We start from the raw sequence: 23,163 nt of genomic DNA, 5'->3' as shown, positions 1-23,163 counted from the left end.
CGGTCAGTGGCTGGCGAGGGCGTCCGCTGCGGCCGGGTCGCAGTCCCGCAGGAACTGGGCACAGCGCGCCGCCTCGTCCGCCTCGCCGATCTCGCCGGCCGCGCGGGACAGCACGTAGAGGCAGCGGAGGAAACCCCGGTTGGGCTTGTGCGACCACGGCACCGGGCCGTGGCCCTTCCAACCGCTGCGCCGCAGCTGGTCCAGGCCCCGGTGGTAGCCGGTACGCGCGTACGCGTACGCGGAGACGACCTGGCCGGCGGCCAACGCCCGGGCGGCGAGCGCGCCCCAGGCCGCGCTGTGGCTCGGGTAGCGGGCCGCGGCGTCGGCGAACGCCTCGTCGGTGTCCTGCTCGGCGGCGGCGGCCAGCGCTGCGTCGGCCTCCTCGTGCACAGGCAGGAGGGTGGCCGGTGGCTCAGGCAACAGGTTCTGCATCGCCCCATTCAACCCGCTTCGCCCTCGGGTGCGCGAGGGGGTCCGGGAAGCCGCTCGGCTGAACGGCTGAGGGTTTCGTCACGCCTGCGGCCCGCCGGTCGCGTACCCGCGGCCCATGCCACGCCGAGATGTTTTCCATTACAACTAATGGTCCGGAGCCTCCCCAGGACCCGGTTACGCAGGAGCCCGACGGCCTGGCCGTCGGGCTCCTGTCGTTCCCCGGCCATCCGCCGACCCCCGGCCCAAACGGTTTGCCGGCTTGCCCGGCGCGGGCAGGATGAGCTGGTGCCGACCCCACCTCCCGCGGACGTCATCGAGCCGCACGACACCACCATCGACGAGATCGAGACCCGGGCCGAGTTCGACCGGCGGATGGCCGAGGGCAGCCTCGCCGGCCTGACCGTGCAGGGCCTGCGCCTCGACCTCGATCCGGTCCCCGACCTGCGCGACGTCGAAGTCGCCGGCACCCTCTTCGTGGGCTGCCGGTTCGCCGACCGGGAGGTCGGCGCGGACCTGGTCCGCCGCGGCGCCAACGTGGTCCCGCCCTTCTCCGGGCTGCCCTACCCGACCCAGCCGTCCCACCTCTACACCCCCGACGACCTGGCCGCCGGCTTCGCCGAGGGTGGCTTCGCCGGGATGTACGACACCCGGGTGTACGCGCACTTCCGGGCGCACGGCGGGGCGCTGCCGGACGTCCGCGAGGCGCTCGGCCAGCGGCTGCACGACCACGGGGTGGACAACGCCCTGGCCGACGCCACCCGGACCTGGTTGGCGGTGCACGGGTCGCAGTCGGTGGTGGGCGTGATGGGCGGGCACGCGGTGCCGCGCGGCAGCACCGCGTACCGGATGGCGGCGGTGCTGGGCTGGGAGCTGGCGCGGGCCGACCGGCTGGTGGTGACCGGCGGCGGTCCCGGCGTGATGGAGGCGGCCAACCTGGGCACGTTCCTCGCCGCCTGGCCGGCGGAGGAGCTGACCGCGGCGATCGACGTGCTGGCCACCGCGCCGGACTTCACCGACCACGACCACTACACCGAGATGGCGCTGCGGGTCCGGGAGAAGTACGCGGCCGGCCCCGCGCTGCCCGCCCCGCGCCCGGCCGCCGCCGGCACCGGATGGGCCCGCTCCGGCGGCCTGGCCATCCCCACCTGGTTGTACGGGCACGAGCCGGCGAACCTGTTCGCCGGGCGGATCGCCAAGTACTTCTCCAACGCCATCCGGGAGGACACCATCCTGCGGCTGGCCCGGGGCGGGATCGTCTTCGCGCCCGGCCGGGCCGGGACGGTGCAGGAGGTGTTCCAGGCGGCCACCAAGACCTACTACGGCACCGACGGGGCCAGCGGCGCGTACGTCTTCCTGGACCGGACGTACTGGACCACCGAGCTGCCCGTCGAGTCGCTGCTGCGCCCGCTCTTCGCCGCGTCCCCGTTCGGCGACCTGTCGGCCACCGTGCACCTGACCGACGACGTACGCGAGGCGGTCCGGGTGCTGACCGCCGGCTGAGCGGCGCGGAGGCCGGCCCCCGGGCGGGGAGCCGGCCTCCGGTGGAGCGGAATCCTTACTTGGTCATCGTGGTGCCGGTCGAGCGCAGGTGCTCGCAGGCCTCGACGACGCGGGCGGCCATGCCGGCCTCGGCGGCCTTGCCCCAGACGCGCGGGTCGTACATCTTCTTGTTGCCGACCTCGCCGTCGACCTTCAGCACCCCGTCGTAGTTGCGGAACATGTGGTCCGCGACCGGGCGGGAGAAGGTGTACTGGGTGTCGGTGTCGATGTTCATCTTCACCACGCCGTAGTCCAGCGCCTCGCGGATCTCGGAGAGCAGCGAGCCGGAACCGCCGTGGAAGACCAGGCTGAGCGGCTTCTCCTTGCCGTACTTGGCGCCGACCGCCTCCTGGATGTGCTTCAGCACCTCGGGGCGGAGCTTGACGTTGCCCGGCTTGTAGACGCCGTGCACGTTGCCGAAGGTCAGCGCCGCCATGTAGCGGCCCTTCTCGCCGAGGCCGAGCGCGTCGACCATGGCCAGACCGTCCTCGACGGTGGTGTAGAGCTTCTCGTTGATGGCGTTCTCGACGCCGTCCTCCTCGCCGCCGACGACGCCGACCTCGATCTCGAGGACGATCTTGCCCTTGGCGGCCTCGGTGAGGAGCTGCTCGGCGATCTCCAGGTTCTCCGCCACCGGCACGGCCGAGCCGTCCCACATGTGCGACTGGAACAGCGGCTCCTGGCCGTTCTTGACCCGCTCCTGCGAGACGGCCATCAGCGGCCGGACGAACTTGTCCAGCTTGTCCTTCGGGCAGTGGTCGGTGTGCAGCGCGATGTTCACCGGGTACTTCTTGGCCACCTCGTGCGCGTACGCCGCGAACGCGACCGCGCCGGTCACCATGTCCTTCACCGACGGGCCGGACAGGTACTCGGCGCCACCGGTGGAGACCTGGATGATGCCGTCGCTCTCCGCGTCGGCGAAGCCCTTGAGCGCCGCGTTCAGCGTCTGCGAGGAGGTCACGTTGATCGCGGGGTACGCGAACCGGCCGGCCTTGGCCCGGTCCAGCATCTCCGCGTAAGCCTCGGGGGAAGCGATGGGCATGTCGAACGCTCCTTACTTACCGCTCTCGGCCGTGCTGGCCGCTGTCTTCCTTGGCTGCGCCGGACCGCGCTGTCCACCGCGGGCAGTATCCCGTAGGAGGAGACGACGGGCACAACCGACCCGGAAACCGCTCACGAACGCTCCAGCCGGTCCGGCACCGCGACGCTGATCAGCCAGCTCACCACCGCCATCACGATGGCGCCCCAGAAGGCGGCCCAGAAGCCGTCGACGTGGAACGGCAGATGCAGCTGCCGGGCGATCCAGTCGGTGAGCAGGAACAGCAGGGCGTTGACCACGAGCGCGAACAGGCCGAGCGTGAGCAGGTAGAACACGCAGCCGAACACCCTGATCACCGGCTTGAGCACGGCGTTGACCACACCGAAGATGAGCGCCACCGCGAGCAGGGTGAGCGCCGTGTTCGCCCCGTTCCGGCCGGTCACCTCCACGCCGGGCACGATCAGCGTGGTGATCCACAACGCGATCGCGGTGATCACCAGTCGGATCAGGAAGCCCACGGTCCCATCCTGGCACCGGGCAGCGCACGCGGAGGCGCGAACCGCCGACTCCGCGGCTCGCCGCCGCCGCGGTTCCGCTCGGCGCCGAGCGGCGGGCGGCACCAGCCCGTACGGTGTGGTGGTGACTTGTCCGCACCGGGATCCAGGGAGGGACGATGGGTCAGCCCGACGAGGACTTCACCCCGAGCGACCACCTCGCTCCGGAGGAGCGGGATCTGGAGGCGGAACCGGCCGACGCGGTCGAGCAGGCCGTGGGGGTCACCGCCGAGGACGGTGACGGCGAGCCGCACCGCGGCCTGGAGGTCGACGACTGGGACGCGATGGAGCAGGCCAGAGTGGTCGCCGCCGACGAGGACGACTACCGCTGACCTGCCGGCAGGGGCCGCCCGGCCCGCTGCCGCGTCACCGCAGCCGGGTGACCTGGTCGGGGTGGGCGGCGGTCCACTCACCGAGCCGGTCGCCCCGCAGGGCGGCCAGGAAGCCCGGCCCGAGGGCGGGATCGAGCCGGAAGTTGAAGTTCGACTTCTCCGCGTGCCGCCCAGGCAGGACGACGCCGACCGGCTCGACGCGGGCGGCCTGCGCCGCCGTCGCGCCCAGGGTCGCCAGGGAGGCGTCGCCGGTGTCGGCGACCAGCCCGGAGCTGAGGTGCCGGAGCAACTGTTCGAGCACGACCGGGTTGCTGAACGTGCCCCGTTCCTGGAGCCGTTGGAGCAGGCTGGCCGCGTACCGCTCGGCGTTGCGGTCCCGGTCCAGGACCCCGTCCGGCAGCTCGGCCCGCTGGCGGAGCAGGTCCACCGAGGCGTTGCCGTCGAACTGCTGACAGCCGGCCGGGTAGACCCGGTCGCTGTGGATCGAACGGACCCGCTGCGGCAGGCAGACCCGCACGCCGCCGACCACGTCGGTGAGCTCCCGTACCACCGGGTAGGTCAGCGCCACGCCGGCGTCGATCCGTACGCCGAGGGCATCCGCCACCGCGTCCCGGGTGGCCCGGTAGCCCCCGTTCAGGTCCGGCTGCGGGCCCCTGGCGCCGAACGAGAACGCCGCGTTGAGATGTTGCGTGCCGTTGCCCGGGACGGTGACCTCCAGGTAGCGCGGAAGCGAGACCAGGTAGAGCCGGCTGCGGTCAGCCGGGATGTGCACCAGCAGCACCGAGTCGGCGAACCGCGCCTGCCGGTCCGCGTTCCCGTCGACACCGACCACGAGCACGTTCAGCGGCACCCCGGCGGGCGCGGGCGATGCCGGATCACCGAGCAGGTGCGCGGTCTCGGGCTGCCGCGGCGCCATCGCCGTGAAGCCGGTCAGGGCGGCGGCGACCACCGCCAGCGCCGTGCCGCCGAGCCGGAGGCGGAGGCGGCGACGCCGGCGGCGGACCACCATCCGGTCGATGGCGGCGCGGAGCGGGCCGGTCGGTGGGGTGAGCGCCTCGTGCCGCGCGAAGGCCGCCCGCAGGTCGTCCTCGATCATCAGTGGACCTCCACGTACTCGGCTCGGAGGGTGGCCAGCGCCCGGGAGATGCAGGACCGTACGGTGCCGACGGCACAGCCGAGGATCTCGGCGATCTCCGCGTCGGGCAGGTCCTCGTAGTAGCGGAGCACCAGCGTGGCGCGCTGCCGTCGGGGCAGCCGGGACAGCCAGGACCAGACCTGGTCCCGGTCCACGGCGGACTGCGCGTGGTCGGTCGGCGCCGGCACGGCCTCGTCCGGCTCGCCGCGCAGCAGCACCCGACGCGCCCACGATCCCCGCCGCCAGTCGATGAACTGGTTGGTGAGCATCCGGCGGACGTACCGCTCCGGGGCGTCGCTACGGGCCACCCGCCGCCAGTTCAGCTGGACCCGCACCATGGTCTCCTGCACCAGGTCCTGCGCCTGGTGCGGATCGCCGGTCAGCATGACCGCGTACCGCAGCAGGGCGCCCAGCCGCGCGTCGGCGAACTCCTCGTACGTCACTGCACCTCCCGGTGTCCCGCCCTGTCGACGGGTACGGGCCGGTGAAACATTGCACCGCCAGCGATCAACCGTTCGGTCAATTTCCGCCGGTCAAGCGACAGCGGGGCAGCAAGGGCTTTAAGGATTTTTTAAGCTCCACGGGCTCCACCTGAATCCCACGGGAGGAACCCCCCACATGCTCACCAACTCCACCCGGCGCTGGCTCGCCGGGCTGGGCGTCGCAGGCGCGTTCGTCGCCGCCTCCGCCACCCCCGCCGCCGCGGCAGCTGAGGAGACCCCGGTCAAGCTCGGCTGGTATTTCAACGACACCACGGTCGCGGCCGGCACCGCTGGCAAGATCGAGGATGGCACTATCTATGCCTCGGCCCCCACGGTGCTGCACGACCTCACCGTCCGCTACGACTACAGCGACCTGGTCGGCAAGGTCGACTTCACCGCATACGACGACACGTACGACGAGTGCGACAGCCCGTCGACGGGCGTGCTGCTCTGTGTCGCGCAGTTCGAGCTGGGCGCCGAGGAGTGGGGTCTGGCCGGCATCTTCCCGGTCCAGGTCACCCCCACCAAGGATGCGCAGGACGGCGACACCGGCAAGCTTAGGATGACGGTGAGCGCCGCCGGCTTCGACGAGATCACCGCGGAATCGACCGTCCGGATCGGTGAGGGCGTCGACCTGGCCGCCGGTCCGCAGACCGAGCTCTCGATGGCCCCCGGCAAGGGCTTCACCGCGCCGCTAAAGGTCACCAACGCGGGCGAGACCACCGCCAAGGGTGCCACCGCGATCTTCTTCAACGACTACGGCCTGAACTCCACCAAGCACTTCAGCAACTGCACGTACGTCGACGACGAGCTGCGTACCTGCCAGTTCAAGGACGACCTGCCGGCTGGCGCCAGCTTCGGCGCGACGCTGCCGTACGTCCTCGGCGCGGACAGCTTCGCGCCCGGCTTCAAGTACGGCGAGATCGTCTGGATGACCCCGGCCGAGTTTGAGGACTTCCAGGGCTACCTCGAGTACCGGGGTGTGACCATCGGCAAGCCGGGCACCGACGGCGAGCTGACCTTGACCGAGGCCGGCACGACCAGTGCGCGGGGTTTCCAGGCGGACACCCAGCCGGACAACAACTGGTCCAGCCTCGCGGTGACCGTCACCGGCAAGAACAGCACCGACCTCGAGGCGCTCGGCGCGAAGGTCAGCGGCAAGGCCGGCGACACGGTGACGGCGACGGTCGGAGTGCGCAACAACGGCCCCGCGACCCTCGACTACAGCCGCGGCGACAGCCCCGTCACTTACCTGACCCTGGACGTGCCGGAGGGCACCACGGCCGTCGCCGTGCCGCAGAGCTGCCTGCCGGAGAACGGCGACGAGCAGGGTGAGCCGGGCGAGCCGAAGGCGCGTCACTACCGCTGCTTCTTCGAGCCGTTCCTGAAGGCCGGCGACAAGGCCACCCTGGACTTCTCGCTGCGAATCGACAAGGTCATCGCAAACGCGACCGGCCTCGTCAAAGTCAATGTTCCGTGCCCGTGCGACGGCGGTTTCTCCCAGGACCTGAAGCCCTCGAACGACACCGCAAAGGTCGTGGTGAACGCCACCGCCGGCGGTGACGGTGGCCAGGGCGGCGGTGACGGCGGCACGCTGCCGATCACCGGCTCCGCCACCGGCCTGATCGCCGGCCTCGGCGCGCTGCTGCTCGCCGCCGGTGCCGGCGGTTACGTGGTGGCCCGCCGCCGCAAGACCCGCTTCGTCGCCTGATCCGTACCGCACCACCGGCGCCCCGTCGACCCGAGGTCGGCGGGGCGCCGTCGTACCTACGGAAGAAAAACGGGACGACGCATGATCGATGGGACTGACACCATCGACAGGTGCTGTTGACCCTGACCACGACCCACCGTCCCGCGACCGACCTCGGCCACCTCCTCGTCAAGCACCCGGACCGCGTGCAGAGCTTCGACCTGCCCGCCGGTACCGCGCACGTGCTCTATCCCGAGGCGGCGGAGCAGCGGTGCACGGCGGCGCTGCTGGTCGAGGTCGACCCGCTGAAGCTGGGCGGCGGCCGGGGCCGGGGGCGGGCCCAGGTGGCCACCCCGGACAGCTTCACCCTCGGCCGGTACGTCAACGACCGCCCGTACGCGGCGTCCAGCCTGCTCTCGTCGGCGCTGGCCAAGGTGTTCCGGTCGGCGCTGCGCGGCGAGTCGCGGGACCGGCCGGAGCTCGCCGCCACCGCGATCCCGCTGGAGGTACGGGTGCCGGTGCTGCGCTGCCGCGGCGGCGCCGAGCTGGCGGTACGGGTCTTCGCCCCGCTGGGCTGGACGGCGACGGCCAGCCCGATCCCGCTGGACGAGGCGTACCCGGAGTGGGGCGACAGCCGGTACGTCGACCTGACGCTGACCGGGACGCTGCGGCTCGCCGACGCCCTCAACCACCTGTACGTGCTGCTGCCGGTGCTGGACGACGCCAAGCACTACTGGGTGGCCCCGGACGAGGTGGACAAGCTGCTCCGGGCCGGCGCCGGCTGGCTGGCCGACCACCCGGAACGCGACCTGATCACCCGCCGCTACCTGGCGCACCGCCGGGCCCTCGCCGGCGCGGCGCTGGCCCGCCTGGCCGAGCTGCGGCTGGCCGACGAGCCGCCCGCCGACGACAGCGTGGAGCAGACCGGGCCGCCGGAGGAGAAGGACGAGAAGCGCGCCTCGCTGGCCGTACGCCGGCGTGCGGCGGTGCTGGCGGCGTTGCGGGACAGCGGCGCGACGCGGGTGCTGGACCTGGGCTGCGGCGGCGGGGCCCTGCTCACCGCGCTGGTCGCCGACCGGCGGCTCACCGAGATCGTCGGCACCGACGTCTCCGGCCAGGCGCTGGCCCTGGCCGCCCGGCGGCTGCGGCTGGACCGGCTGCCGGAGCGGCAGCGGGACCGGATCAAGCTGTGGCAGTCGGCGCTGACCTACCGGGACGACCGGCTGCGCGGCTACGACGCCGCGGTGCTGATGGAGGTGATCGAGCACGTCGACCCGCCCCGGCTGCCCGCGCTGGAGGACGCGGTGTTCGGGCACGCCCGGCCCGCCACGGTCGTGGTGACGACCCCGAACGCGGAATACAACGTCCGCTACGAAGGGCTGGGCGCGGGCCGGTTCCGGCACGCCGACCACCGGTTCGAATGGACCCGGGCCGAGTTCGCGGCCTGGGTCGAGCGGGTGGCGACGGCCCACGGCTACACCGCCACCCTCGCCGGAGTCGGCGACGACGACCCTGAGGTGGGCAGCCCCACGCAGCTCGCCGTGCTGACCCGGAAGGAGGAGACCGCATGACCACCCTGGACATCCCCGAGCTCGCCCTGGTGGCGCTGGTCGGCGTCTCCGGCTGCGGCAAGTCCACCTTCGCCCGCCGGCACTTCCGGCCCAGCCAGGTGCTCTCCTCGGACACCTTCCGGGGGATGGTGGCCGACGACGAGAACGACCAGTCGGCCTCCGCCGACGCGTTCGACGCGCTGCACCACGTGGCCGGGATCCGGCTGCGCCGGGGCCGGCTGACCGTGGTCGACGCGACCAACCTCCAGCCGCACGCCCGGGCCGCGCTGGTCAAGGTGGCCCGCGAGCACGACGTGCTGCCGGTGGCCATCGTGCTGGACGTGCCGGAGGCGCTGGCCTGGGAGCGGACGCGGGCCCGCGCCGACCGGACCCACGGCCGGCAGGTGCTCACCCGGATGCAGCGCGACCTGCGGCAGTCGTACGGGCGGCTGGCCCGGGAGGGCTTCCGCAAGGTGCATGTGCTGCGCGGGGTCGAGGAGATCGACGCTGCGGAGATCCGCTACGAGAAGCTGTTCAACGACCGGCGGGAGCTGACCGGGCCGTTCGACATCGTCGGTGACGTGCACGGCTGCCGGGAGGAGCTGGAGGCGCTGCTGCTCCGGCTGGGCTACGCCCTGCACCGCGATGACGCGGGCCGCCCGGTCGACGCGGTGCACCCGGCCGGGCGTACCGCGGTCTTCGTGGGTGACCTGGTGGACCGCGGCCCGGACTCCCCCGGCGTGCTCCGCCTGGTGATGGGCATGGTGGCGGCCGGCCACGCGATCTGCGTGCCGGGCAACCACGAGCAGAAGCTGCTGCGCAAGCTGCGCGGCCGGGACGTGCGGCTCACCCACGGCCTGGCCGAGACGATGGACCAGCTGGCGGCGGAGCCGGCGGGTTTCGTGGCCGGGGCGGCGTCCTTCATCGAGGGCCTGGTCAGCCACTACGTGCTGGACGGCGGCCGGCTGGTGGTGGCGCACGCGGGCCTGAAGGAGGCGTACCACGGCCGCACGTCCGGGCGGGTGCGGTCGTTCGCGCTGTACGGGGAGACCACCGGCGAGACCGACGAGTACGGCCTGCCGGTCCGCTACCCGTGGGCGCGCGACTACCGGGGCTCGGCGATGGTCGTGTACGGGCACACCCCGACGCCGGAGCCGGAGTGGGTGAACAACACCATCTGCCTCGACACCGGCTGCGTCTTCGGCGGCAAGCTGACCGCGCTGCGCTACCCGGAGAAGGAGCTGGTCGCCGTCCCGGCGGTCAAGGAGTGGTATGCCCCGGCCCGCCCGCTGGTCGCGCCGACGCCGGCCCGCCCGGACACCGTGCTGGACCTGGCCGACGTGACCGGGCGGCGGCACCTCGCGCACGCGTACGGGACGCTGACCGTGCCGGCGGAGAACGCCGCCGCCGCGCTGGAGGTGATGAGCCGGTACGCGCTCGACCCGGGCCGGCTGGTGTGGCTGCCGCCCACCATGGCGCCCTGCTCGACCTCGACGGTGGACGGGTTCCTGGAGCACCCGGAGCAGGCGTTCGCCGACTACCGCGCGGCCGGCGTCGAGCGGGTGGTCTGCGAGGAGAAGCACATGGGCTCCCGGGCCGTGGTGCTGGTGGAGCGGGAACCGGGGCGGTTCGCGGGCGGGGCGGTGCACACCCGCACCGGCCGGCCGTTCTTCGGGCCGCCGCTCGACGACGAGCTGCTGGCCCGGGTCCGCGCCGCGGTCACCACGGCCGGTCTCTGGGCCGAGCTGGACACCGACTGGCTGCTGCTCGACTGCGAGCTGCTGCCCTGGTCGGCGAAGGCGGGCGGCCTGATCCGCGAGCAGTACGCCGGGGTCGGCGCGGCTGGCCGGGCCGCTCTGCCGGCGGTGCTCGCCACACTGGACGCCGCCGCCGGCCGGGGGCTGCCGGTGGCTGAGCTGCGCGGCCGGATGGCCGACCGGGGCGCCGAGGTCGAGGCGTACTCGGCGGCGTACCGGGCCTACGTCGGGCCGACCGACGGGCTGCGCGGGGTGACCCTGGCGCCGTTCGCCGTGCTGGCCGGGGCCGGGGCGAGCTACGCGGACCGCTACCACGGGTGGCACCTGGCGCTGGCCGACCGGCTCTGCGCGGCGGATCCGGAGTTCTTCACCCCGACCCGCCGCCAGGTGGTCGACCTGGCCGACGGGGCGGCGGTGGCGGCGGCGGTCGACTGGTGGCTGGCGCTGACCGCGGCCGGCGGCGAGGGCATGGTGGTGAAGCCGTACGCCGGGCTGGCCGCCCGCGCGCCGAAGGGGTCGCTGCTCCAGCCGGGGATCAAGTGCCGGGGCCGGGAGTACCTGCGGATCATCTACGGTCCCGGGTACACCGAGCCGGGCCAGCTCGCCGCGCTGCGCAAGCGGTCGCTGGGTCGCAAGCGCGGCCTCGCGCTGCGCGAGCACGGCCTCGGCCTGGCCGCGCTGGACGCCCTGGCCGAGGACGCCCCGCTCTGGCGCCGCCACGAGCTGGTCTTCGCGATTCTCGCCTGCGAGTCCGAACCGGTCGACCCCCGCCTCTGACCCTCCACCCCCAGTCGCGCTGATTCCCGGAAAGAGTGGCTGTTCTACGCCCGACAGCCACTCTTTCCGGGAAAGTGCGACTTCGGGTGCCGGCCAGGGCGGCCGGCCCGGCGCGCGGGCGGGGCAGGCCCGGGTACCCTTTGTGGCCGTGGACACAGCTGAGAAGACCCGGATGATCTCCGAGAATGTCGCTCTGAACCCGCTCGACCCGAAGGACCTGATCCACACCTTCGGGATGATCGGGGTCTGGGCGATCCTCTTCGCCGAGACCGGCCTGCTGGTCGGCTTCTTCTTCCCGGGCGACTCGCTGCTCTTCCTGGCCGGCGTGGCCGCCTCGCCGGTCGCCGACGCGATCTTCGGGGCCGGCACCCGGCTGTCGCTGGCCAGGCTGCTGATCGGCGGCCCACTCTGCGCGATCGCCGGGGCGCAGCTCGGGCACTGGCTCGGGGCCCGGTACGGCCGGCGGATGTTCGACCGCCCCAACTCCCGCCTGTTCAAGCGGGAGTACGTGGAGAAGGCCGAGCACTACTTCCAGAAGTTCGGCCCGGCGAAGGCCGTGGTGCTGGCCCGGTTCATCCCGATCGTGCGGACCTTCCTCAACCCGGTCGCCGGCGTGCTCGGCATGCCCGCCCGGCAGTTCTTCGTGTGGAACGTGGTCGGGGCGTTCCTCTGGGTGGACGGCATCCTGCTGATCGGCTACCTGCTGGCCGACCAGATCTACAACGCGATCGGCGACAAGATCGACCGGTACATCCTGCCGGTGGTCGCGGTGATCATCCTGATCTCGGTGCTGCCGATCTTCTTCGAGTTCCTCCGCGACCGGCGGGCGCGCAAGCGCGGCGAGGCGGCCACGGTGGTCGCGGCGGCCAGCGCGGCCGGCGCGGTCGAGGCGGTGCGGGACGCGATCGAGGGCGACGACCACCGCCGGCACGGCCCGCACCAGGGCCACTGACCCGGGTACGACGATGGCCGGCCCCCTCCCGGGGGGCCGGCCATCGTCGACCTGTCGACCTGTCGGTGGTACGGATGACGGGCAGCCGTCACCGTCCGGTGGTGGCGCCACCCCTGCACGCCGCCCGGTGCCGCGCTCGGTCGAGGCGGCCTACGGCCACCCGGGCTCAGCGCGCCACGGGCCCCGGACACCGACCCGGATCTCGGGCAGCTCCGGTTTCAGCGGGCCTTCTTGGTGGCCCGCTTGCGCGGCGGGGTCAGCAGATCCGCGATCGTGGCGATCGCGGTCGGCACCAGCCGGTAGTACGCCCAGACCCCACGCTTCTCCCGCTCCAGCAAGCCGGCCTCGGTGAGGATGCGCAGGTGGTGGCTGACCGTCGGCTGCGAGAGGCCGAGCGGCGCGGTGAGGTCACACACGCACGCCTCGCCCTCGGGCGCCGACTGGATCAGGCTGAGCAGCCGCAGCCGGGCGGGGTCGGCGAGGGCCTTGAGGACCCCGGCGAGACGCTCGGCATCGGCACGTTCGATCGGCTCGCCGGCAAGCGGCGAGATCTGAGGCATGGTCATTTCAGCCAACGCAGTTCCCACGTATTCCATCCTTCCACCAGCAGCATCGATCCGCCTGCATATCAGCAGATCCGAATCGGCAAACTTTTACGCCACAAGGCCGAGGTCAGCCAACGTATAGGCCGCCCGATACGGCAGTCCGGCGGCTCGCACAGCGACGCCGGCGCCTCGATCAACAATAACCGCCACACCCACCACCTCGGCCCCGGCCTCGCGCAATGCCTCGACGGCGGTCAACACGCTGCCGCCGGTCGTCGAGGTGTCCTCAACCGCCAGCACCCGCCGACCGGCGACGTCCGGCCCCTCGATACGCCGCTGGAGGCCGTGCGCCTTGCCCGCCTTCCGGACCACGAAGGCGTCCAGCGGTCGGTCGGTCTCGGCCGAGGCGTGCAGCATCGCGGCGGCGACCGGATCGGCCCCGAGGGTCAGCCCACCGACCGCGTCGTACTCCCAGTCGGCGGTGAGGTCACGCATCACCCGACCGACCAATGGTGCCGCCCGGTGATGGAGCGTGACGCGCCGCAGATCGACGTACCAGTCCGCCTCACGTCCCGAGGAGAGCACCACACGGCCATGGACCACAGCCAGGTCGGTGATGAATTTACGCAGGTCGTCGTGGTCCCCCATGTCGATAGAGCGTACTGCGCAAGTCTGGGAGCCGGCTGCCGGGTCCACCCGGGTCAACCCTGAGGGCGACCGACGGCTGGCTATATCCGACTACGCTGTGCGACCACAACCGGCACCGACGGACGCCGATCCCGTCGACGGGACGCCCGCCCCGGTCGACCGACGGTCAGTCGTCGCCCCGCCCGACGCGGCCTCGAGTGTCCCGGGCGACGCTGCGCAGCAGCCGCCGCGGCGCGTGCCGCAGGCCCGCGACGGCCAGCTTGTACTTCCAGCTCGGCACGCTGACCAGCTTGCCTTTCCGCAGGTCACGCAGGCCTTCGTCGACCACGTCGGCGGCCCGCAGCCAGAGCCAGCGCGGAGTACCGGTCATGTCGATGCCGGCCCGCTCGTGGTAGCCGGTACGCGTGTAGCCGGGACAGAGCGCCATCACCCGGACGCCGAGCGGGGCCACCGAGAGGCCGATCGACTCACTGAAATTCGTCACCCACGCCTTGCTGGCCGAATAGGTCGAACCCGGCATCGGTACGCCGAAACCCGCAACCGAAGAGACATTTATCACTGTCCCAACGCCGCGCTCGATCATCGGCCGGAGCGCCGCGTGGGTCAGCCGCAGCACCGCCAGCACGTTCAACCGGAGCAGGCGTGCCTCATCCTCGACGGTGGACCGGACGAACGGGGTGTTGAGGCTGATCCCGGCGTTGTTCACCAGCATGTCGACCGGGGGATCGGCGACCAACCGCCGCTCCACCGCGGCGCAGCCGTCGTCGGTGGACAGATCGGCGGAGATCGTCTCAATCCGGTGGCCGTACCGACCGGTCAGCTCGGCAGCGATGGCGTCCAGCCGACCGGCGTCCCGGGCCACCAGGATCAGATCCCAACCGTCGGCAGCCAGCCGGCGGGCGAACGCCTCGCCGATGCCCAGACTGGCCCCGGTGATCAGGGCGCGGCGCGGTGAGAGATGTGCTGCGTCGGTCACGTGCGGTCCTCGGGGGGCGGTGTCGGGCCGGAGGGTGGCGTGGACTGCTGCGGGCCGGCAGGCGGAACGGGCGGGGTCGTGGGCGGGGGCGGCGGCGGACCCGGCGGCGGCGCCCAGGGCGACGACGCCGGAGCGGCCGGCCCCGGGGCGGGCGGCGCCGACGCCGGACCGTAACCAGGAGCCGGCGGCGCGGACGAGGGGCCGTAACCAGGGGCCGGCGGCGCGGACGAGGGGCCGTAACCAGGAGCCGGCGGCGCGGACGAGGGGCCGTAACCAGGGGCCGGCGGCGCGGACGCCGGACCGTAGCCGGGGGCGGCGGCCGGGGCGGGGCGGCGGCCGAAGAAGGCCCCGGCCGCCGGGAGGATCAGCAACGCCGCGACCACCAGGTAGCCGAGCACCTGCGCCACCGCCACGGCGGCGTTGACCGGGATCCACCAGTCCGGATACGCGTCGCCGAGCCGGCCGAACAGCTCCGCGGTGGCCCTGCCGTCGGCGCCGACCTGCAACGGGGCCGCCCGCTGGCCGACCAGCACCGCCAGGCCGCAGCAACCGCAGAACAGGCCGAGTCCCGCGACGACCCAGGTGGCCACCCGGGCACCGGGGCGGCCCGAGAGCAGGCCGAGAGCGAGCCCGACCAGCACCAGCCCCGCCACCACACCGACCACGGTGGACAACGCCGTGGTGCCCCGCAGCGCCGACACCACCTCGTCGATCTCGCGTTGCCCGGCGCCGGTGGCGCTCGCCGCGTCCCGGAAGCGGCTCACCGTGCCGCCGATAACGGCCAGGCCGGCGACCGCGTACCCGACGGCGCCGACCGCCATCAGCAGCAGCAGCGCCGCCGCCGAGACGACCGCCCCCGGACGGCGGGGCGCGGCCTGAACGGGGTACGACACGACGAATCCCTCCGGTAGGCGTCGGCTTGCAACCTACTCGGAGGGATCGTCGGCGTCGCTCTTATCCGGGCAGTCAACTTCCGGATGGCGGCTCGGATTCCCGCCGCTCGCCCGACTCGGGCGCCGAACCGGGCCGGTCGGACGGCCCGGGAGGAGCACCCTCGCCCGGCGTCGGCGGCTGGCCGGCTGCCGGCGGCTGGCCCGGCTGACCCGGTTGGCCAGGAGCCGGCGGATATCCGGGGGCCGGCGGATATCCGGGGGCCGGCGGATATCCGGGGGCCGGCGGGTAGCCCGGCTCGGACGGGTACCCGGGTGCCTGCGGGTGACCCGGCCAGGTGGCACCCGGCACGGGCGGCTCCCACACCGGCTGCTTCGACCGGCGGAAGAAGTCGTTGGCCGCGGGCAGCGCCAGCAGGATCAGGGCGGCCAGCAGGGCGAGCAGGGCGACCACACCGAGCAGCGTGCTGACCGGGCCGTACCAGCCGGGCAGCGCCTCCTCGAGTCGGCGCTGGATCTCCTGCCCGCTCGGCACGTCCCCGTTGGTGGGGCCGCCGTTCACCAGGCCGCCGGCCGCGTTGTTGAGCAGGCTGCCGCCGGAGCAGCAGATCAGAATCCCGCCCAGCACCCAGGTGGTGATCCGGGCGCCGTTGCGGCCCCGGTTGTTCATCAGGGCGAGGACCACGAGCGCGGCCGCGAGCAGCAGCGTGAGCACGGCCCCGACGAGTCCGAACACCCAGGCGAAGTCGGCCGCCTGCTCGACCGAGGTGCCCCGGTAGGCGTCCCGGAGGACGTTCCGGACCGTGCCGATGGTGGCAATCGTCAGGATCAGGTTCACCACCTGGATGGCGGCGACGAGGATGAGCAGCCAACTGGATGTCGTCACCACGCCCGGGCGGGCGCGGGCCGGCGTTGCGGAGGCATCGACCATGATTCTCCTCTCCTGGACAGCACGACCACCGTAACCAGCCGTGGCCGGATCGGCAGGGGAGGTCGGCGGGATCCGCCACCACTCACCGGCGGTACAGCGTCGCCTCCCGGCGCAGCCGGCGGTGCTCGGCGGTGACCACGCCGAGCAGGAACAGGTCGAACAGGAGCGCGAAGACCGCGCCGAACTGGTTGACCGTGAAGTTGAAGATCTGCCCGAACAGGAGGTCGACCAGGAGGGCCAGCTTGAACAGCCGGAACGCGTCCAGCCGGTCGCCGCGCAGCCGCAGTGCCGCCCGTACGCTCAGCACGGCGGTGATCAGCGCGGCGACCGAGCTGCCGAGCACCGCGCCCCACTCCCGCCGCTGGTCCAGTTCGCCGGTGACCCCGGCGAGCGCCACGGAGACCACGGTGACCACGGGCCCCACCACCAGGTAGACGACCACCGGCCAGACCAGCCACCGCCGGGCGGCCACCCAGGCGGCGAGCCGCCGGGCCCGGTCCGCCGCGCGCCGCCAGAACCGGACCGGGGGCGGCTCACGCCGGGGCACCGCGTCGAGCAGCTGCACCATCGCCGCCTCGACGGTGGGACCGGCGCCCTGAACCAGGCGGAGCACGGCGATCCGCCGCCGGTCGGTGAGCCCGCCCGGCACCCCGCCGAGCATCATGTCCAGGGCGTTCGCGATCCGCTCGTCCGGGGTCAGCCGCATCCGGCCGCGTACCGCCTGGGTGAGCAGGACGAGCAGGGCGAACGCGCCGTAGATGATGCCCGCGGCCGGGGCGTAGAAGTAGTCGGTCCGGGCGGTGACGAATTTGCCCACCTCGTCGATGAAGAGCCCGAAACCGATCCCGCCGATGATCGCCCCGGCAGTCCGCGCCCCGCCGCCGAGGAAGACCAGCGCGACGCCGAGCCCGACGGCCAGCAGCAGCCCGCCCCAGAGCACATGGGCGATGTGCAGCCCGCCCCCGCCGAGCTGCGGGTACCCGGTGGCCTGGAGGTACGCCCGCAGGGCGAGCACGGTGACCACCCCGGAGAGGACGAACGCCTGGAGGTACGCGGCCGCGTCGATCGCCCGGCTCGGGAGCCGCCGGCGCAGCCACCCGAGGTTCCGGGCGCCGCCGCGACGGGGCGATCCGGGCACCATGCCCCGAAACTAGTAGCCGCGCCACTCCATCCGCTCGTACTCCAGCAGCCTGGGCTGCAACAACGTGGACGCGGGCACGTCCAGCCGGGCCCGGTCGGCGGGGAAGGTGGCCGCCGCGGCGAGCACCGACGGGGTGAGGAAGCGCAGCGGCGGCGCGCCGGCGGGCAGCGCCAACGCCGGCGGGGTGCCGCCCGGCGTGGCGAGCACGAACCCCCAGTCGCCGAAGCTCGGCACGTCCACGTGGTAAGGCACGGTGGCGAAGCCGGCCTCGCGCACCGAACGCTCGATCGACCAGTACGACCGGGGCGCGAAGTACGGCGACCCGGCCTGCACCACCACCCGCCCGCCGGGGGTGAGCACCGAGCGGATCAGCGCGTAGAACTCGACGGTGTAGAGCTTGGCGGTGGCGGTCTCGTCCGGGTCCGGCAGGTCGGCGACCACCACGTCGAAGCGGTCCCTGGCGCTCCGCAGCCAGCCGAACGCGTCCAGGTTGAGCACCCGGACCCGGGGGTCGGCGAACGAGTTCCGGTTGAGGTCGCGCAGCTGCGGCTCGGTCCGTGCCAGCCGCACCACGGCCGGGTCGAGGTCGACCAGGGTCACCCGGCGCACGTCCGGGTACTTGAGGATCTCCCGCAGCGCCAGCCCGTCCCCGGCGCCGAGCACCAGCACCTCGCCGTGCGGCCCGTTCATGGCCGGGTGGACCAGCGACTCGTGGTACCGGTACTCGTCGATCGAGCTGAACTGGAGGTCGCCGTTGAGAAACAACCGCAGGTCGGTGTCGGCGTGACCGATCTCCCGCGCCGACCGGGTCAGCACGATCTCCTGGTAGCGGCTGCGCTCGGCGTGCACCACCGGATCCCGGTAGAGCTGCTGCCGTGCGGTCACCTCGAAGTCGTGTGCGGTGACCCAGGCGTACCCGAGGCATAGGGCGACCACGACGGATCCGGCGCCGAGCGCGAGCCGGGCGCGGCGGCGCAGGTCGGCCCGGAAGACCGTGAACACCAGCGCGAGGCCGGCGACGGCGTTCACCGCGCCCACCACCAGCGCGCCCTTGAGCTGCCCGAAGACCGGGATGAGCAGGAACGGGAAGGCCAACCCGCCGAGCAGCGCACCCACGTAGTCGGCGGCGAACAGGTCGGCCACCGCGCTGCCGGCGGACTGCTCCCGGATGCGTTGCAGCAGCACCATGAGCAGCGGGATCTCCGCGCCGATCAGCAGGCCGAGCACGAACGCGGTGCCGACCAGGGCCGGCACGTACAGGTCGAGCCAGGCGAAGGCGGCGTAGAGGGCGAGCACGGAGAGGCCGCCGAGCAGGGCGAGGGTCAGCTCGATCGCGGCGAACGCGGCGGCGGCGCGGGACTGCAACGGCTTCGCGACGAGGGCGCCGACGCCCATCGCGAAGACCATCACGCCGAGCACGATCGACGCCTGGCCGACCGCGTCGCCGATCAGGTAGCTGCCGAGGGCGACCAGCGCCAGCTCGTACACCAGGCCGCAGGCGGCGCAGACGAAGACCGCGAGCAGGACCGCCGCGCGGGCGGCCCGCCATGCCGGCCGTGCCGGCGCGTCGGTGGTCATTCCTTCTCCCGGGTACGCCCGGCGGCTTCCGTCGCAGCCGGGTGGTCCGTCCCGGTGTGCGTGCCGGCGCGCTGCGCAGGCACCGTCACCCGGTGCTCCCGGCGGCGCTGCACCGCACCCGCGGCGATGAAGAGCGTGGCGAGCAGGAGCAGCCCGACCGCGGCGACCAGCCAACCCCAACGGTCCCGCCAGAAATCGCTGCCGGCATCCGGCAGCGGGCTTGCCGAGGCGGTCGGGTCGACGCTCGGAGCGGCGGCCGGCGCGGCCAACCCGGCCTCGACGGCGAGCAGGGGCAGCATCGTGGCGGCCCGGGTGACCGCCCAGCCCGGGTCGTCGACGAAGGTCGCCTCGTCCAGCCCGAACCGTTCCAGCCCCCGCTCGATGTCGGCGAGGTCGGCGGGGTCGATGTCGGCGGACCCCGCCGCCTGGACGATGGCGGAGTCGGACGCCTCGCTGCTCTCCGGGGTGTAGGTCACGTCCGCGTCGACCTCGATCCAGCGCGGGCACTCCGGCGCGTCCTTGACCGCCGTCCCGTCGCCGAGGTTCGAACCGACGCTGACCACGTCGTACGTGTCCCGCAGCCGCCAGCCGTAGCAGATGCCCTGGCTGGTGAAGGCCGCGTGCAGGATCGGCACGGTGCCGGCCCGTTCCTCGGTCGCGGGGGCCGGGACGCCGGTGGTGAGCGCCTGCCCGCCGGCCGACGCGGCCGCCGGACCGGCCGGGCCGATGCCGCCGCCGAGGCCGAGGCCGACCAGCAGGACCACGAGCAGCCCGGTGAGCGGGCCGGACCGCTTGCCGGCCGGGCGCCGCTGGCTACCGGACCTCAACTGATCGCCGCGGCGATGATCGCGCCGGTGGCGAGGTGCACGACGGCGGAGACCCAGACGGCCGGGTGCGGTTCCGGGTCGACCAGGATCTCCCCGAGCTTGCCGGGGGTGGCCAGGTCGAGCAGCAGGAACGACGCCGCCATGATGACCAGGCCGAGGATGCCGTACGCGGCCGCGCCGATCAGGCCGAGGGCGAAGTCGTCCGCGCTGGCGGCGATCGCGGCGACCACGATGGTGCCGACGCCGGCCAGGTTCGAGGCGAGCAGCAACGCGGCGTTGCGGTTGCGCCCGACCCAGATCAGCTCGTGGAGCTTGCCGGGGGTGGCGACGTCGACCAGGACGTAGCCGACGGCCATCAGGGCGACACCGACCACGCCGTAGGCGAGCGTGACCAGCAGATCGGTGACCAGCGTCTGCACAGGGGACTCCAGGATTCGTCAGGTGGGAGGGGTCAGGTCACTTGCCGGCGCCGGGTCCGCCGCCGCGGACCGTGCTGCCCCGGCCCCAGCCCCAGTGGTTGCCCACCCGGGAGTGGTAGCGCGGGTACGCGGTGCTCATCCGCTCCAGCAGGATCACCGAGCCGGCGGCGATCGGCAGGATCACCACCGAGTCGTCGTTGTAGCGCAGGTAGACACCGCTGCCGTCGACGTACTGGTCCGCCGGCTGCCAGACATCGGTGATCTGCTTCGACACCTGGCTCGGCGTCCTGTCCGTCGTGTAGGCGAGCGCCTGGGAACCGATGTCCCGGCTGGCGTCCCGCCGGAAGTGGTCCGCCACGTAGCCGCGCGGGGAGAAGTTGCCGTAGAAGATGGCAAATCCCGCCACCACGGCCCCGATCACCGCGAACGCAACGCCCACCACGAACCACCGTCGGTACGTCATCGGGTCACCACCGTTTCGGTCAGGACCAGTTCGTTGGTCTGGGGGTACGCGTGCCAGGTGCGCCAGGCCACCGCGCCGTCCGGCGGGTCGGGGCGGACGGCGAGCGCGGTGACCGCGTCGACGTCGCCGGGGAAGACGCCGACCACGGCGTACGGGTCGTCGGCCAGTTCGGCGCGGAGCGCGGCGACCCGGGTGCGCAGGCCGTCCCCGGCGGGCCGGAGCACGGTGGCGGTGAACCGGTAGCCGGCGCTGTCGTCGTGCAGCGTGCCGGGCAGGTGCGGCGGGCGTCCGGGCAGGCAGGCGACGGTCTCGGTCAGGTCGCCGCAGACCACCTGGTGCGAGGCGCCGAGCAGACGCAGCCGCAGCCGCAGGCCGTCGGGCAGGGTCACCTCGCGCACGTGCAGCGCGGGGCGTTCCGGGCCGCCCAGGCTGAGGCTCAGGTCGGCGGCGCGGGTGTCGACGTACGGGGCGTCCAGGTCGACCAGCACGCTCAGGACACCTTTTCCGGGCCGCCCTGCGGGTAGATCATCACCTCGGCGCGGTGCAGCTTCTCGCCGAGGTTCACCTCCCAGCCGGCCTCCCCGTACGCCTCGAAGGAGAGCCGGGCCCCGCCGGGCGCCTGGTAGTCGTGGTAGCGCATGGTGCCGCGCGGGTCGAGGCCGGTGCCCTCGGTGGCGGTGTACCTCGCCTGGCCCGACTCGTCCCAGTGATAGCTGCGGCCGGCGATCTCGAGGGTCGGCGCCCCGGGCGTGAGGGAGGCGGCCGGCTCGCTCGCCCAGAGCACCAGCTCCAGGTCGGGGTCCTCCTCGACGGAGAGCCAGCGCTTGACCCCGCCGGCGTCGTCGAGCAGGTGCTCGGCCCAGCTCCAGCCGCCCTCGACCAGGTGCACCGAGCCGCGCACGGTGTACGACACCTGGCGGATCTCCACGATGTCGCCCGGCTTGAGCTTGCGGGGGTCGCCGCGCAGCGCGTCGGCGTCGCGGTCGCGGAACGGGTCGCCGGGGGCCTGCGGGCGCGGCGCGGACCGCGCCCGGCTCAACGCCACCACGGCGATCACCACGCCAGCCACCCCGAGCAGGCACCCCAGTCCCGCCACCAGGTACGCCAAGTTTCCGTCCACGGCCGCCTCCCCACGTGCGTCGGCGGAGACGGTAACAACCCGACGCACGTGCGCCGAAGTCCCACTCGCTGAGTGAGCGGTCAGCTACGTGGGGCCCGGTCGTCGGCGGGTGGCGGCTCGGTGGCGTCCGCGCCGGTGGGAACGGGCGCCGTCGGGTAGGTGGGCGGATGAGCGATGTGCAGGGCCGGGTCGGGGCAGATCAGGTAGCCCGGTGGCAGCGCCACCCAGCCGGGCTGACCCGGCTGCGGTTGGGCCGGTCCGTAGCCGTAGCCGTAGCCGAACGCCGGCCACGGACCGGCGGCCGGCATCGCGGAATCCCCTCGGAACCAGCGGCGGGACTCGGGAAGCAGGAGCAGCACCACCACGGCCACGGTGAGCGCCAGCACCAGCAGGATCCCGATGCCGGCGACCACCGCGGTCACCGCCTGCATGCTGTCCCCGCGCGCGTAGAGGGTGTCGAGGAACTCCGACGGCCGCCAGTCGCCGCCGTCGTCGGGGAGGTCGCCGCCGGACGAGTCGTACCCCGGGTCACCCATTCCGGCGAAGAAGGCGAGCGGGATCATCAGGCCGCCGCAACCCTGCCCGAGGCAGAGCAGCAGTTGCACGCCGGCGGCGACGAAGACCAGGATCCGGGCGACGTTGCTGCGCCGGCGCAGCGGCAGCGCGGTGGCGGCGAGCCAGCCCGCGAGCAGCAGCGCCGGGACGCCGATGAAGAGCGCCATGAAGAGGTTGCCGCTCCGCTCCTCGGACACCTCGGTCGGGTCGGCGTCGGGCACCTGCCGGAGCACGTCGTCGATCAGCGCGTTGTAGCGCACCGCCTCGATGACCGCGGCGCAGACGACGGCGAGCAGGACGACCACCGTCGCGAGCTGGAGCCAGTAGGCGACGGTGATCGCGCCGGGCCGGTCGGCTCGGGCCGGCGCGGCTTCGGGAGAGGTCATGGCGGAAAGGTACGGATCCCCGTCGTTTTCCGCTGCCCCGTTTCGGGCCGCACCGGTCACTCCCCGGCGAGGCGCTCCGCGGCGTAGTCGCGCAGGGTGGCGCGGCCCATCACGCACCCGCTGAACGTGGTGAACTCGGCGTCGTCGTCGTGCAGCCGCTCCCAGGCCGCCCGGCCCGCCGACGGGTCGACCCGGTCCAGCAACGTGGCCGCGTACGCCTTCCCGGCCGGCGACCCGTGTTTGATCAGCCAGTCGACCTTCTTGCGGGCCTCCGCCGGGTGCTCGCCGAGCGCCCGCTCGACATACCGGTACGCCTCGGTGGCGGGCAGGATCTGCGAAGCGATCCCCACTCCGCCGAACGCGAGCGTGTCCGCGTTCGCGAGCTCCTTGACGGCCGCGTCCAGTTCCTTGTCCTTCTTCCCGATCCCCAACATGCCTCCCTAGT

24 protein-coding genes and 1 pseudogene are annotated in these 23,163 nt (G+C 73.1%); 6 read left to right on the top strand and 19 right to left on the bottom strand.

What is annotated here, in order from left to right:
* Positions 1-3: 3 nt before the first annotated feature.
* A complete protein-coding gene (locus ACL02O_RS18225; RefSeq protein WP_412819284.1) occupies positions 4-432 on the bottom strand; it encodes a DUF3151 domain-containing protein in 429 nt (142 codons plus the stop codon).
* 285 nt (positions 433-717) lie between these two features.
* On the opposite strand from ACL02O_RS18225, the gene ACL02O_RS18220 reads away from it, so the two are divergent.
* Positions 718-1,932 (top strand): LOG family protein, encoded by a 1,215-nt coding sequence (locus ACL02O_RS18220; protein WP_412819283.1) that lies wholly within the window; start codon positions 718-720, stop codon positions 1,930-1,932.
* A 55-nt stretch (positions 1,933-1,987) separates the two neighbouring features.
* On the opposite strand, the gene fbaA is transcribed toward ACL02O_RS18220, so the two are convergent.
* Both fbaA and ACL02O_RS18210 read right to left on the bottom strand, forming a co-directional pair.
* A complete protein-coding gene (gene fbaA / locus ACL02O_RS18215) occupies positions 1,988-3,013 on the bottom strand; it encodes a class II fructose-bisphosphate aldolase (protein ID WP_412819282.1) in 1,026 nt (341 codons plus the stop codon).
* 131 nt (positions 3,014-3,144) lie between these two features.
* Positions 3,145-3,528 (bottom strand): phage holin family protein, encoded by a 384-nt coding sequence (locus ACL02O_RS18210; protein ID WP_412819281.1) that lies wholly within the window; start codon positions 3,526-3,528, stop codon positions 3,145-3,147.
* A 155-nt stretch (positions 3,529-3,683) separates the two neighbouring features.
* On the opposite strand from ACL02O_RS18210, the gene ACL02O_RS18205 reads away from it, so the two are divergent.
* Positions 3,684-3,896 (top strand): hypothetical protein, encoded by a 213-nt coding sequence (locus tag ACL02O_RS18205; protein WP_412819280.1) that lies wholly within the window; start codon positions 3,684-3,686, stop codon positions 3,894-3,896.
* Between the two features lie 34 nt (positions 3,897-3,930).
* Here the strand turns inward: ACL02O_RS18205 and ACL02O_RS18200 are convergent, their stop codons facing one another.
* Complete coding sequence (locus ACL02O_RS18200) at positions 3,931-4,992, bottom strand: LCP family protein (RefSeq protein WP_412819279.1); 1,062 nt, start codon at positions 4,990-4,992, stop codon at positions 3,931-3,933.
* Positions 4,992-5,474 (bottom strand): SigE family RNA polymerase sigma factor, encoded by a 483-nt coding sequence (locus ACL02O_RS18195; protein WP_412819278.1) that lies wholly within the window; start codon positions 5,472-5,474, stop codon positions 4,992-4,994. The genes ACL02O_RS18200 and ACL02O_RS18195 overlap by 1 nt, the downstream gene beginning before the upstream one ends.
* 175 nt (positions 5,475-5,649) lie before the next feature.
* Here ACL02O_RS18195 and ACL02O_RS18190 point away from each other — a divergent pair, with 175 nt between their 5' ends.
* The 4 genes from ACL02O_RS18190 (at position 5,650) to ACL02O_RS18175 (ending at position 12,239) form a co-directional block, all read left to right on the top strand.
* On the top strand, positions 5,650-7,224 hold the full coding sequence (locus ACL02O_RS18190) for an LPXTG cell wall anchor domain-containing protein (protein ID WP_412819277.1): 1,575 nt from the start codon (positions 5,650-5,652) through the stop codon (positions 7,222-7,224).
* Between the two features lie 110 nt (positions 7,225-7,334).
* Positions 7,335-8,774: a 3' terminal RNA ribose 2'-O-methyltransferase Hen1 gene (locus tag ACL02O_RS18185; protein WP_412819276.1), complete on the top strand. Its 1,440-nt coding sequence runs from the start codon at positions 7,335-7,337 to the stop codon at positions 8,772-8,774.
* Positions 8,771-11,287: a polynucleotide kinase-phosphatase gene (locus ACL02O_RS18180; RefSeq protein WP_412819275.1), complete on the top strand. Its 2,517-nt coding sequence runs from the start codon at positions 8,771-8,773 to the stop codon at positions 11,285-11,287. The genes ACL02O_RS18185 and ACL02O_RS18180 overlap by 4 nt, the downstream gene beginning before the upstream one ends.
* Before the next feature lie 172 nt (positions 11,288-11,459).
* Positions 11,460-12,239: a DedA family protein gene (locus tag ACL02O_RS18175; protein WP_412819288.1), complete on the top strand. Its 780-nt coding sequence runs from the start codon at positions 11,460-11,462 to the stop codon at positions 12,237-12,239.
* 218 nt (positions 12,240-12,457) lie between these two features.
* Here the strand turns inward: ACL02O_RS18175 and ACL02O_RS18170 are convergent, their stop codons facing one another.
* The 14 genes and pseudogenes from ACL02O_RS18170 to ACL02O_RS18105 all read right to left on the bottom strand — a co-directional run bounded on the left by ACL02O_RS18170 (position 12,458) and on the right by ACL02O_RS18105 (position 23,152).
* Positions 12,458-12,835, bottom strand: a complete 378-nt coding sequence (locus ACL02O_RS18170) for an ArsR/SmtB family transcription factor (protein ID WP_007073957.1) — start codon at positions 12,833-12,835, stop codon at positions 12,458-12,460.
* Between the two features lie 57 nt (positions 12,836-12,892).
* Entirely contained in the window at positions 12,893-13,432 is a 540-nt protein-coding gene (gene pyrE / locus ACL02O_RS18165; RefSeq protein WP_412819274.1) for an orotate phosphoribosyltransferase, read from the bottom strand.
* 166 nt (positions 13,433-13,598) lie between these two features.
* Positions 13,599-14,408 carry an SDR family NAD(P)-dependent oxidoreductase gene (locus ACL02O_RS18160; protein WP_412819273.1) on the bottom strand — a complete coding sequence of 270 codons (810 nt, stop codon included), beginning with the start codon at positions 14,406-14,408 and terminating at the stop codon, positions 13,599-13,601.
* A gap of 281 nt (positions 14,409-14,689) precedes the next feature.
* A pseudogene (locus tag ACL02O_RS18155) lies at positions 14,690-15,301 on the bottom strand (hypothetical protein); the annotation flags it as partial.
* A 73-nt stretch (positions 15,302-15,374) separates the two neighbouring features.
* Entirely contained in the window at positions 15,375-16,229 is an 855-nt protein-coding gene (locus ACL02O_RS18150) for a hypothetical protein (protein ID WP_412819272.1), read from the bottom strand.
* An 82-nt stretch (positions 16,230-16,311) separates the two neighbouring features.
* Positions 16,312-17,370, bottom strand: coding sequence for a hypothetical protein (locus ACL02O_RS18145; RefSeq protein ID WP_412819271.1), 1,059 nt, complete (start codon positions 17,368-17,370; stop codon positions 16,312-16,314).
* A gap of 9 nt (positions 17,371-17,379) precedes the next feature.
* Entirely contained in the window at positions 17,380-18,948 is a 1,569-nt protein-coding gene (locus ACL02O_RS18140) for a polyamine aminopropyltransferase (protein ID WP_412819270.1), read from the bottom strand.
* A complete protein-coding gene (locus ACL02O_RS18135) occupies positions 18,945-19,775 on the bottom strand; it encodes a hypothetical protein (protein ID WP_412819269.1) in 831 nt (276 codons plus the stop codon). The genes ACL02O_RS18140 and ACL02O_RS18135 overlap by 4 nt, the downstream gene beginning before the upstream one ends.
* Positions 19,772-20,194 (bottom strand): DUF350 domain-containing protein, encoded by a 423-nt coding sequence (locus tag ACL02O_RS18130; protein ID WP_412819268.1) that lies wholly within the window; start codon positions 20,192-20,194, stop codon positions 19,772-19,774. The genes ACL02O_RS18135 and ACL02O_RS18130 overlap by 4 nt, the downstream gene beginning before the upstream one ends.
* A 37-nt stretch (positions 20,195-20,231) precedes the next feature.
* Positions 20,232-20,657 (bottom strand): DUF4247 domain-containing protein, encoded by a 426-nt coding sequence (locus ACL02O_RS18125; RefSeq protein ID WP_412819267.1) that lies wholly within the window; start codon positions 20,655-20,657, stop codon positions 20,232-20,234.
* Complete coding sequence (locus ACL02O_RS18120; RefSeq protein ID WP_412819266.1) at positions 20,654-21,145, bottom strand: DUF2617 family protein; 492 nt, start codon at positions 21,143-21,145, stop codon at positions 20,654-20,656. The genes ACL02O_RS18125 and ACL02O_RS18120 overlap by 4 nt, the downstream gene beginning before the upstream one ends.
* Before the next feature lie 2 nt (positions 21,146-21,147).
* On the bottom strand, positions 21,148-21,777 hold the full coding sequence (locus ACL02O_RS18115; protein ID WP_412819265.1) for a DUF4178 domain-containing protein: 630 nt from the start codon (positions 21,775-21,777) through the stop codon (positions 21,148-21,150).
* An 80-nt stretch (positions 21,778-21,857) separates the two neighbouring features.
* Complete coding sequence (locus tag ACL02O_RS18110; protein ID WP_412819264.1) at positions 21,858-22,718, bottom strand: hypothetical protein; 861 nt, start codon at positions 22,716-22,718, stop codon at positions 21,858-21,860.
* A gap of 56 nt (positions 22,719-22,774) precedes the next feature.
* Entirely contained in the window at positions 22,775-23,152 is a 378-nt protein-coding gene (locus ACL02O_RS18105) for a hypothetical protein (RefSeq protein WP_412819263.1), read from the bottom strand.
* Between the last annotated feature and the right edge of the window lie 11 nt (positions 23,153-23,163).

It is taken from the genome of Micromonospora mangrovicola, assembly GCF_047200535.1.
Classification (GTDB): domain Bacteria; phylum Actinomycetota; class Actinomycetes; order Mycobacteriales; family Micromonosporaceae; genus Micromonospora.
The sequence above is the reverse complement of the archived record's forward strand: the minus strand, read 5'-3'. Positions and strand labels throughout refer to the sequence as shown.